The organism is Oceanisphaera pacifica, assembly GCF_017498065.1.
In the GTDB taxonomy this organism is placed as follows: domain Bacteria; phylum Pseudomonadota; class Gammaproteobacteria; order Enterobacterales; family Aeromonadaceae; genus Oceanimonas; species Oceanimonas pacifica.
In genome coordinates this window covers 45,117-55,915 of sequence record NZ_JAGDFX010000022.1, presented here as the reverse complement: position 1 = coordinate 55,915, position 10,799 = coordinate 45,117, and the positions used below count along the sequence as shown (strand labels likewise).

General features: G+C 46.0%; 10 protein-coding genes and 2 pseudogenes. 7 read left to right on the top strand and 5 right to left on the bottom strand.

From position 1 onward, the window contains the following. Window positions 1-158 precede the first annotated feature (158 nt). Window positions 159-494: pseudogene (locus J3U76_RS14785) on the bottom strand (transposase); the annotation flags it as partial. A 65-nt stretch (window positions 495-559) separates the two neighbouring features. Then, window positions 560-727, bottom strand: a pseudogene (locus J3U76_RS14780) (helix-turn-helix domain-containing protein); the annotation flags it as partial. 321 nt (window positions 728-1,048) lie between these two features. On the opposite strand from J3U76_RS14780, the gene J3U76_RS13840 reads away from it, so the two are divergent. Beyond that, window positions 1,049-1,303 carry a type II toxin-antitoxin system Phd/YefM family antitoxin gene (locus tag J3U76_RS13840; protein ID WP_053397282.1) on the top strand — a complete coding sequence of 85 codons (255 nt, stop codon included), beginning with the start codon at window positions 1,049-1,051 and terminating at the stop codon, window positions 1,301-1,303. Further along, a complete protein-coding gene (locus tag J3U76_RS13835) occupies window positions 1,296-1,565 on the top strand; it encodes a Txe/YoeB family addiction module toxin (RefSeq protein WP_208006563.1) in 270 nt (89 codons plus the stop codon). Before J3U76_RS13840 ends, J3U76_RS13835 begins: the two co-directional genes overlap by 8 nt. A gap of 373 nt (window positions 1,566-1,938) precedes the next feature. Here J3U76_RS13835 and recN read toward each other — a convergent pair whose 3' ends face one another. After that, the gene (recN, locus tag J3U76_RS13830) at window positions 1,939-3,627 is read right to left on the bottom strand and encodes a DNA repair protein RecN (protein WP_208006562.1); all 1,689 of its coding nucleotides are present in this window, start codon (window positions 3,625-3,627) and stop codon (window positions 1,939-1,941) included. Window positions 3,628-3,951: 324 nt separating this feature from the next. Next, window positions 3,952-4,836, bottom strand: coding sequence for an NAD(+) kinase (nadK, locus tag J3U76_RS13825; protein ID WP_208006561.1), 885 nt, complete (start codon window positions 4,834-4,836; stop codon window positions 3,952-3,954). Window positions 4,837-5,030: 194 nt separating this feature from the next. Between nadK and grpE the strand changes: the two genes are divergently transcribed. From grpE to greA, 4 genes are all read left to right on the top strand, one after another. Beyond that, a complete protein-coding gene (gene grpE / locus J3U76_RS13820) occupies window positions 5,031-5,636 on the top strand; it encodes a nucleotide exchange factor GrpE (RefSeq protein WP_208006560.1) in 606 nt (201 codons plus the stop codon). A 163-nt stretch (window positions 5,637-5,799) separates the two neighbouring features. Beyond that, entirely contained in the window at window positions 5,800-7,725 is a 1,926-nt protein-coding gene (gene dnaK, locus J3U76_RS13815) for a molecular chaperone DnaK (RefSeq protein ID WP_208006559.1), read from the top strand. A gap of 91 nt (window positions 7,726-7,816) precedes the next feature. Then, window positions 7,817-8,944: a molecular chaperone DnaJ gene (gene dnaJ / locus J3U76_RS13810; RefSeq protein WP_208006558.1), complete on the top strand. Its 1,128-nt coding sequence runs from the start codon at window positions 7,817-7,819 to the stop codon at window positions 8,942-8,944. A gap of 128 nt (window positions 8,945-9,072) precedes the next feature. After that, window positions 9,073-9,549 carry a transcription elongation factor GreA gene (gene greA / locus J3U76_RS13805; RefSeq protein WP_208006557.1) on the top strand — a complete coding sequence of 159 codons (477 nt, stop codon included), beginning with the start codon at window positions 9,073-9,075 and terminating at the stop codon, window positions 9,547-9,549. A gap of 198 nt (window positions 9,550-9,747) precedes the next feature. On the opposite strand, the gene yhbY is transcribed toward greA, so the two are convergent. After that, window positions 9,748-10,044 carry a ribosome assembly RNA-binding protein YhbY gene (gene yhbY / locus J3U76_RS13800; protein ID WP_208006556.1) on the bottom strand — a complete coding sequence of 99 codons (297 nt, stop codon included), beginning with the start codon at window positions 10,042-10,044 and terminating at the stop codon, window positions 9,748-9,750. 83 nt (window positions 10,045-10,127) lie between these two features. Between yhbY and rlmE the strand changes: the two genes are divergently transcribed. Beyond that, the gene (gene rlmE, locus J3U76_RS13795; protein WP_208006555.1) at window positions 10,128-10,757 is read left to right on the top strand and encodes a 23S rRNA (uridine(2552)-2'-O)-methyltransferase RlmE; all 630 of its coding nucleotides are present in this window, start codon (window positions 10,128-10,130) and stop codon (window positions 10,755-10,757) included. Window positions 10,758-10,799 lie beyond the last annotated feature (42 nt).

Here is a 10,799-nt window from a genome sequence, read left to right as displayed (position 1 = left end):
GCGCAATTTGAGTGCGAGACTTTCCATCTTGAAAATGCGCCAGTGCCAGTAAACGCATCTTCATTTGTATAGACTTTTGCTTACGAGCAAGCGCTGTGAAGTCCGTATTTTTGAAGTCATCCATAGAGTCATCATCAAGTAAGGCAGGGTGGGAACAATTAGACCACATTTTTACTTAGATTGGTATAAGGCGGTAACTTAATGATACTGAGGTTAGGAAACTCACTGGCACATTCAGCAGTGTGCCATCCCTCGCCATCCATGATAACCACTGCATACCGACCGGGCTCCGTGCGAGCTGAAATCAAAGCTAAATGCTCTCTCATCACCTCTCGGTTGACGACGGGGCTCAATAACGCCTCTGTCACTCCCGTTGCAGGACAAACGGCACCGAAAAGATAGGCATATTCGAATTGTTGCTGTTGAGCGGCCCTTGGTCGACTACCACGTTTAGCCCATAAACGCGTAGTAGTATTCTGCTGGCTAAGTCGAGCCTCATCTTGAAATCAAATATCGACGTTGCTGAGTGCAACATGACCAGGAATGGTAAGTATCGTCTTCAGCTTGAACTTTTTTTAAAAGGCTCTTGTGCTTGCTTATCCTGCTTAGGATGGCGTGAACGACTGCTGATCCAAGAAAATCCGAGCTGGTGAACGAGGCGGTATATATTGGCGATCTGATAAGATACCCCAAATTCTTTTTCAATATAGGCCTGAATATCAACACCTTGTAGGCGTCCACCACGGTTTTTTTACTTTGTTGGTCAATATAATCACTCAGTAGAGATAGCTGTTCCGTACTGAGTGTAGCGGGACGGCCCGGAGGGCGAACGCTCTCGAGCCCTGCTAAGCCATGTTGCAAGAAGTTGGCCACCCACTTGTTAACGCTATTACGATTCACTTTGAGAAAGCGTGCAATAGCTCAATTAGACTATATATTTAGTGTAATAGGTGTTAGTTGCCTTATTAATATCGTATGTTCAATTTACTGTACAAGTAGAGTGGAGAGGACTATACTTGTGCCATTAAATGTACATGTGGAGGTTCTTATGAGAATCGTATCTTTTACTGAAGCTAGAAATAGCCTTAAAGCTGTTTTAGACGGTGTAGTTAATGACGCTGATACAACAGTTATTACACGTCGTGATTCTGAAGATGCTGTGGTTATGTCCTTAGATTACTACAATAGCCTTATGGAGACAGTGCACTTACTACGCTCCCCTCAAAACGCTGAACACTTAAACCGTTCTATAGCGCAGTACCGTGCAGGTAAAACAACCGCACGAGAGTTAATTGATGAATAGTAGTCAGCGTTTACTGTCGTGGACTGATGACGCTTGGGATGATTACCTGTATTGGCAAACTCAAGACAAAAAAACACTCAAACGCATCAATAAACTCATCAATGATGTTAAGCGTTCTCCATTTGAGGGTATCGGTAAACCTGAGCCATTGAAAGAGAACTTATCTGGTTTTTGGTCTCGTCGCATTGATGATACTAATAGGCTTGTTTACGCAGTCGATGATCAGGCCATAACGATAATCTCGAGTCGTTACCACTACTAAATTAGGTTCAGCGATCTGGCATCTAACAAAGCATTTAAGAGTGATTCGCAACGCTTGGCAGTTTCGCTTCGCTCAAGTCTAGCCAAGCGCCGCTCACTCCTTAATGCAGCGTTAGCTCTCAGAAGAGGCAATAAGAACTGTCGAAAATGCGAGCGGCTCAATTAAAATTGGTGTTGACGGTGTTCAAGTGATGACGATAGGCAATGTTTTTGCTGTAAGCAATATTGCGTAGTGGGAGCGTTTTCTTACTGCCTGTATAACTACTCCGTAAAATAACTTAGCCAAAGTAGGCGGTACTGTTTAGATTGTCCGCCTGCTTGTGAGCTTCAATTCGCTAAGGTGATTGCCGATAACAGTATTGATTTTTTAGGCGTTAAGCCGCCTCACTTATCAGTAACTCTCGGGCATTAGCCAAGGTGTTTTCGGTAATTTTATCGCCACCCAGTAAACGGGCTAATTCTTGTAAGCGACAGTCTTTATCTAACTCTTGCATTTGAGTTTGGGTGTCGTTTTTATCACTGTTTTTGCTCACAAAGTAATGTTGGTGTCCGTTACCGGCTACTTGAGGTAAGTGGGTGATCACCAACACTTGGGTGGAGTCTCCGAGCTGGCGTAATAGCTTACCTACTACAGCGGCGGTGGGGCCACTGACGCCTACGTCTACTTCATCAAAAATAAGTGTTGGGGTTTCTACTTTTTGGGCGGTGATCACCTGAATAGCCAAGCTAATGCGTGACAGCTCCCCTCCAGAGGCCACTTTAGCTAATGGGCTCATGGGTTGACCGGGATTGGTGCTTACCAAAAACTCTACTTTGTCTATGCCCACCGGAGAGTAGCCCTTGCTATTGTCAGCGGTAACTGTCATTTCAAAGCGGCCATGCTCCATGCTGAGCTGATGAAGACTGGCAGTAATTTGTTTATTTAGAGATTGTGCATAGCGCTGTCTACTTTGGCTAAGGCGCTCAGCGGCTGACAAAAACTGGGCTTTTGCTTGCTCTACTTCTTCATCTAACTCATGTAAGCGGCTGTCATTGCTATCCATCTCGGAAAGCTGGGTGGCAATCTGCTGATGAAATACATGTAATTCGGCGGGTGGCACATGATGCTTACGGGCTAATTCCATGACTTTTGTCATACGCGATTCCACTGCATGTAAGCGCTCGGGATCCAGCTCTAGCGTATCAAGGTAGCGGGTAAGCTCACTGTGGCCTTCTTCTAATTGTATTTGACTGCTTTCTAGCATGTCTAAAACAGGGCTCAGGCGAGCGTCTAGCTGGCAGAGATCGGTGACCAACTTTAGCCCGTGGCGTAACTGCTGTAGGGCGTTATTTTCTTCATTATCGGCTAAAACACCTAAAGCCTGCTGGCAATCGGTAACCAACTCAGCGCCATTAGCTAATCGACTGTGCTCGGCTTCTAACCCTGGAAATTCATCCGGTTCAAGCGCCAACTCATTGAGTTCAGCAACTTGGTACTCTAATAGTTGGCGTTGGGCTTGCCATTGCTGCTGTTCGTCTTGTAGTTGTTTGCGTTCGTTAGTGAGTTGGCGCCAAGTTTGATAATGCTTGCTGGTTTTTTGCATCAATTGATGATGGCCGGCATACGCATCAAGCAAGCTGCGTTGGTAGTCAGCTTTTTGTAGGGCTTGGTGGGCGTGTTGGCCATGAATATTGATTAACAAGGCCCCCAGCGCTTTTAACTGAGCCAGTGGTACTGGGGTTCCGTTGATGTAGCCACGAGAGCGGCCTTCGCGGGTGAGGGTGCGGCGTAAAATACATTCACCTTGCTCATCCAGCTCTTGCTCAGTTAATTCCTGTTCATTTAACCAAGCTTGTACTTTAGGCAGCTTGTCGATACGAAAGCGTGCACTAATGTCGGCTTTTTCGGCTCCGGGTCTGACTGTTTCTGTGTCGGCTCGCTCGCCAAGGGCGAGGGCTAAGGCATCAATAGCGATAGATTTACCGGCACCGGTTTCGCCAGTGATACTGGTCATACCGGCGCGCAAGTCCAATTCTAAAAAAGAGACAATGGCAAAGTTGCTAATAGTGAGCTGAAGTAACATGGTCAAACCCCTGCACAAAAGTGACTGTATACAAATACAGTATACTGGTGTTTTATACAGTGGCAAGAATAAAATGTAGTTCTAGCGCCAAGCAAGCAGCCGTACGCTATACGCCAACCGCTGTACGAAAAATCAAACCAGTTTTATCTTCAGCATATGGTGTGCAGCCTTAGACGCTGCCTTCTCTGTGAAATGGATTGCCGCGCTACGCTCGCAATGACCCAAGGGCAGCGCCAAGCACTTCAGATTTGAGCTTTATTTTTCCGTGTTCTTCCGTGGCAGACCTTCGTATCGCATTTAACGTAAGGCGTATCGCTACCTTTATTAAAACAGTTTACTGCCCCAGCCCAGTTTACTGCGCAGTACTTCAAAATAGTTGTGGCCGCGGGGGTGTAACAGTTTGAGCTTATGAGGGCTTTTATTAATGTGTATTTCGTCTCCGGGTTGTACTGCTAAAGAGACGTGACCGTCGCAGCTCACTAACATCTGACCAGTTTTATTGTTAGGAGAAATCACCATTTTTATATTGCTGTCGGCGTCAAGCACAATAGGGCGGCAGCTTAAGGTGTGGGGAAACATGGGCACAAGCGTCATGGCATTTAGATTAGGCGTCACAATAGGGCCACCCGCAGACAGTGAATAAGCGGTAGAGCCCGTTGGGGTTGCGACAATCATGCCATCGGCGCGTTGGCTATACATAAAGTGGCCATTGATATAGACCTCAAATTCAATCATGTGCGCAATTTTACCCGGATGTAACACTGCCTCATTCATCGCGGTATTACTGGCTTTGAGTTGGCCGTGTCTGTGTACTTGTGCTTCAAGTAAAAAGCGATTTTCTGCCTGATAATCACCGGCCAATAACCGCTCTAACGGCTCTTCAAAACGATCAGGTGATAGGTCAGTTAAAAAGCCGAGATTACCTCGGTTAACACCAACTACAGCGACATCGAACCTGGCTAACACGCGAGCGGCACCCAGCATATTACCGTCGCCGCCAACCACTATGGCTAAGTCGGCGCGCTCGCCTAACTCCACCATTTCAAGAAGTTCAACATCGTCAAGCTTAAGCTGTTCGCCCACTCGTCGCTCAATAACAACATTTACGCCTAAATCAATAAGGTGTTTATATAACGCCACTAATGTTTGGTTAGCACCTTCGTGATCGGGTTTGCCGATAAGAGCGATAGTTTTAAATTCGGTATCCATCAATATCTGTACCTGGTTGAGGGATGAAATAGGCAGAGTTGCTAGGGGGAGTCTAGCCGCATAAAACGCCATTCTAATTAACACTGTGTCTTAGAGCTAGCTTGTGATCAACAATCGCTATCATATTCCCTTGAATTCTGAGATAGCGTCCCCCATATAAGCTGCAAGAGCATATCTATACATTAGGAGACAAGATGAGCGATAAAACCCATCAGGCAGACGCAGTACCAGAAAACGAACAAGAGCCGTTGACTGTGGAAACAGAAGAAACCGCAGCACAAGCTGAGCAGTTGGTACCTGATGCCGCTTATGTTGCCGAACTAGAACAAAAGTTAGCCGAGGCAACCGAGCAGGCCACAGCAGAAAAAGACAATGCATTACGCGCGCTGGCCGACATGGAGAACCTAAGACGTCGTTCAGCTCAAGATGTAGAGAAAGCACAAAAATTTGCATTAGAAAAGTTTGCGAATGAGTTATTGCCTGTTATCGACAGCCTAGAGCGTGCCCTTGAGCATACCGATAACGAAAGTGATGACTTAAAAGCCGTATATGAAGGTGTAGAGTTAACATATAAGTCATTGCTGGGCGCGTTAGAAAAGTTTGGTGTGCTATCGATTGATCCAATCGGTGCACCTTTTGACCCGAATAAGCACCAAGCAATGAGCATGGTAGAAAGTGATCAAGTGGCACCTAACTCAGTGGTGTCAGTGATGATGAAAGGCTATGAGCTGAATGGTCGCGTACTGCGCCCAGCCATGGTCATGGTCGCTAAAGGTCCGGCTATTGATACCAAAGCGTAAACAAAGCAATTACCCCTTTAAAAGGGGCTTTAGCAGAAAAAAGTGAGTTTTTTATTAAAAAATGTGGTTGATGCCTTGAAAGTCATAAACGGCAGCCACATATATAAGGTAAAGCAAAATACTAAATGCTTACTAGTTAATTCAAGATATTAGAGAGGAATTTATGGGCAGAATCATCGGCATCGATTTGGGTACGACTAACTCTTGCGTGTCTATTTTAGACGGCGACAACCCACGAGTAATAGAAAACGCCGAAGGTACTCGTACCACTCCTTCCATTATTGCTTATGCAGATGATGGTGAAACCTTAGTAGGTCAGCCTGCTAAGCGTCAGGCAGTAACTAATCCAGAAAATACAATTTTTGCTATTAAGCGCTTGATTGGTCGTCGCTTTGAAGATGAAGAAGTACAGCGTGACCTTAAAATCATGCCATTCAAAATTGTTAAATCAGACAATGGCGATGCGTGGGTAGAAGCCAAAGATAAAAAAATGGCGCCACCACAGGTATCAGCAGAAATTCTGAAGAAAATGAAAACCACCGCCGAAGATTACCTAGGCGAAGAAGTAACAGAAGCGGTCATTACCGTTCCTGCTTACTTTAACGATGCACAGCGTCAAGCGACTAAAGACGCCGGCCGTATTGCTGGTTTAGATGTAAAGCGTATTATCAACGAGCCAACAGCCGCAGCCTTTGCCTATGGCGTAAACAAAACCAAAGGCGACCGTAAAGTTGCAGTGTATGACTTAGGTGGTGGTACTTTCGATATCTCTATTATTGAAATTGATGAGATGGAAGGTGAAAAAACCTTTGAGGTTCTGGCTACCAATGGTGACACTCACTTGGGTGGTGAAGACTTCGATAACCGTCTGATCACTTATTTAGTTGATGAGTTTAACCGTGAGCAAGGTTTTGACTTGCGTAACGACATGCTGGCACTGCAGCGTTTGAAAGAAGCCGCAGAAAAAGCCAAGTGTGAGCTGTCTTCAGCACAACAAACTGATGTTAACCTGCCTTATATCACCGCTGATGCTTCAGGCCCTAAACACCTGAATATTAAGCTGACTCGCGCCAAGCTTGAGTCACTGGTAGATGATATGGTGAAAAAATCACTAGAGCCTGTTAAAACGGCACTAAAAGACGCTGGCTTGTCAGTCTCTGACATTGATGATGTGATTTTGGTGGGTGGTCAAACCCGTATGCCATTAGTACAACAAGCGGTAAGTGACTTCTTTGGTCAAGACCCACGTAAAGACGTGAACCCAGATGAAGCTGTTGCTGTGGGTGCAGCTATTCAAGGTGCGGTACTGTCAGGTGATAAAACTGACGTACTGTTGCTAGACGTAACCCCTCTGTCTTTAGGTATTGAGACTATGGGTGGCGTAATGACCGCAGTAATTGAAAAGAACACCACGATTCCAACGCGTAAGTCACAAACCTTCTCGACCGCAGAAGATAACCAAGCGGCTGTGACTATTCATGTGCTGCAAGGTGAGCGTAAGCGCTCGGGTGATAATAAGTCTTTGGGTCAATTTAACTTAGAAGGCATTCGCCCTGCACCTCGCGGTTTGCCACAAATCGAAGTAACCTTCGACTTGGATGCCGATGGTATTCTGCACGTATCTGCTGCTGATAAAGACACAGGTAAAGAGCAGAAAATTACCATTAAATCTTCTTCTGGCTTAAGTGATGAAGAAGTAGAAGCTATGGTACGTGAAGCAGAAGCGAACGTAGAAGAAGATAAGAAGTTTGAAGAGCTAGTGAGTGCTCGTAATCAAGCTGATGGTTTGGTACACGCCACGCGCAAGCAATTGGAAGAAGCAGGTGATGATTTACCCGCCGATGACAAGAGCGCGATTGAAGCGGCCCTAGCTGAGCTTGAAACTGCGGCGCGTGGTGAAGACAAAGAAGCCATTGAAGCAAAACAAACTGCCTTAATGGAAGCGTCACAAAAGCTGATGGAAGTGGCACAAGCCAAAGCCCAAGCTGATGCTTCACAAACCGGCGAAGAGCCACAAGATGCCTCTGCAAAAGCAGATGACGATGTGGTTGATGCTGAGTTTGAAGAAGTAAAAGACGACAAAAAATAAGTTAAATAGGGCGTATTAACGCGGCCAGTGCGGGCGTTGGGGACCCAACGCCCGCCTTTGTATTAACAGGACTCAGGTAAATTATCGGCCTATGTCAAAACGAGATTATTATGAAGTGCTTGGCGTCTCCAAAGGAGCCGAAGAGCGCGAAATAAAGAAAGCCTACAAGCGGATGGCGATGAAATATCACCCCGACCGCAATAAAACTGATGCTGACGCGGGTGATAAGTTTAAAGAAGCCACAGAAGCCTATGAAATATTAACCGATCCACAAAAGCGCGCCGCTTATGATCAATTTGGCCATGAGGGTGTAAATGGTCAGCAAGGCGGCCACGGCTTTGGTGGTGGTGATTTTGGCGATATTTTTGGTGATGTGTTCGGTGATATCTTCGGTGGCGGTCAGCGCCGTCAGCAGCGTGCGGCCCGCGGGTCTGATTTGCGCTATAATATGGAGCTGACGCTAGAAGAAGCCGTGCGGGGCGTGACCAAAGAGATTAAAGTACCCACACTGGTTGGTTGTGAACCCTGTGATGGCAGTGGTGCTAAAAAAGGCAGCAAGGCTGAAACCTGTTCAACCTGTCATGGTCAAGGCCAGGTGCAAATGCGCCAAGGTTTCTTTGCTGTACAGCAGCCTTGTCCACAGTGTCGTGGTAAAGGTAAAATTATTACCGACCCTTGTAATAAGTGCCATGGCGACGGGCGTTATCAAAAAACTAAAACCTTATCGGTTAAAATCCCAGCTGGCGTAGATACGGGGGATCGTATTCGTTTGTCTGGTGAAGGTGAGGCCGGTGAGTCTGGCGCTCCTGCCGGCGACTTGTATGTACAAATGCACGTTCGCGATCATGAAATATTTATGCGCGATGGCAGTAATTTGTACTGTGAAGTGCCGATTGGCTTTACTGCCGCGGCTTTGGGTGGCGAAGTAGAAGTACCCACCCTTGATGGTCGAGTGAAACTGAAAATACCAGCAGAAACCCAAACCGGTCGTAACTTTCGCTTAAAAGGTAAAGGGGTACGTTCGGCACGAAATGGTCAAATGGGTGATTTAGTCTGTAAGGCCTATATTGAAACACCGGTGAATTTAACCGATGAGCAAAAATCCTTATTGCGTCAGCTAGAAGACTCATGTGGTGGCGTTGATGCTGATAAGCATCAACCTAAAACGGAAGGCTTTCTCAAGGGAGTGAAGCGCTTCTTTGATGATTTGACCCGTTAAGTTAGCTGTACTAATCTGGGCTGCTTACCTTACAGCCCAGCGGCTGACACGGAATTTATAATATGAGCCCTTGTCGAAGTTCGGCAGGGCTCTTGTTGTTTTATTGTCTGAAAGGAACTGGGTTTATTATGGCACAAACTCCTATGACGGTTGTGGGCGCACAAAAGCTGCGTGAAGAATTAGAGTATCTTAAGTCGGTGTTACGCCCTCGTATTATTGCTGATATTGCCGAAGCGCGAGAGCACGGCGATTTAAAAGAAAATGCCGAATACCATGCTGCGCGTGAAGAGCAGGGCTTTTGTGAAGGGCGTATTCAAGAAATTGAAGGCAAGCTGTCTAATGCACAAATTATTGATGTCACTAAATTACCGAACACAGGTAAGGTCATCTTTGGCACCACGGTAGATTTGTATAAAGTGGACGAAGATAAAGAGATTACTTACCGCATTGTGGGCGATGATGAATCAGACATTAAAGCGAATTTGATTTCTGTTAACTCCCCCATCGCCCGTGGACTGATTGGCAAAGAAGTTGACGATGTTGCTGTGGTTAAAACCCCCGGCGGTGAAGTTGAATACGAGATCCTTAAGGTCCAGTATCTTTAACCTTAAATCGGGTTTGTAGGCATACAGCAAAAAGCGGCAGGCGTAAGGGCGCCTGCCGCTTTTTATTATTAGCGTGAGAGATAAGAGCGGAATAAGGCAAGCTTATTGCTCTAAGCACTATGCTTACGTCTTGCTAACAAGCTTGTGTTTGGCTAGAAACAGGAAAGCCTTGGGCTCCAATTCGCTAGCCCTTGAAGGTTAAGCGCGAGGTAAACTGATTTTTTTCTCTTCACTAGGGCGGTATAATGACAGCACGTGGCCGACACTCTGTACCTTTAGTGCGCCGGTTTCACGGATAATAGCATCCATGATCAGGGCTTTAACTTCTCGGTCTTCGGCTGCAACTTTGACTTTGATCAGCTCATGAAAATTCAAGGCAATATCAATTTCAGCGAGTACGCCTTCAGTTAGACCGTGTTGGCCCAGTAATACCACTGGTTTAAGGTGGTGAGCCAAACCTTTTAAGTATTGTTTTTGCTTATTCGTCAGCGTCATTGCAAAATGCTTCAGTTAATAGGTTGAAAGGGGGCTATTGTACCCCCATCTACACAGTATGGTAATAGCAGAGCGATAATTTAATGGCCAATAAAAAACGCTCAGCCAGTTCATCACGCTGGCTAAAAGAGCATTTTGACGATAAGTATGTAAAACAGGCACAAAAAAGAGGCTTGCGCTCACGAGCTGTATTTAAAATAGAGGAGCTACAAGGTCGTGACCGACTACTAAAGCAGGGCATGACGGTTGTAGACTTAGGAGCCGCCCCTGGTGGTTGGAGTCAGTACTGCGCCGAGCAAGTCGGGCATAAAGGGCAGGTGATAGCTTGTGATTTACTGCCTATGGATGCCATTGCTGGGGTTGATTTTTTACAAGGCGACTTTAGGGATGAGGAAGTGCTTAATGCATTGCTTACCCGAGTGGGTGAAGATAAAGTAGATGTGCTGTTGTCTGATATGGCACCTAATATGAGCGGAACGCGTGAAGTAGATCAACCTAAGTCCATGTATTTAGTGGAGTTAGCCTTGGATATGTGCCGTCAGGTTCTTACCCCTAAAGGAAGTTTTGTGGTTAAAGTATTTCAAGGTGCGGGCTTTGATGAGTTTCTATTAGAAGTGAGACGCAGCTTTAGCTCAGTTAGAGTAAGAAAACCCGATTCGTCGCGACCACGCTCGCGCGAAGTGTACATTGTGGCTACAGGCTTTAAACTGTAGTACTCTCAGAATCATAAACTGTCATCCGGTGAGGTTAGTAAT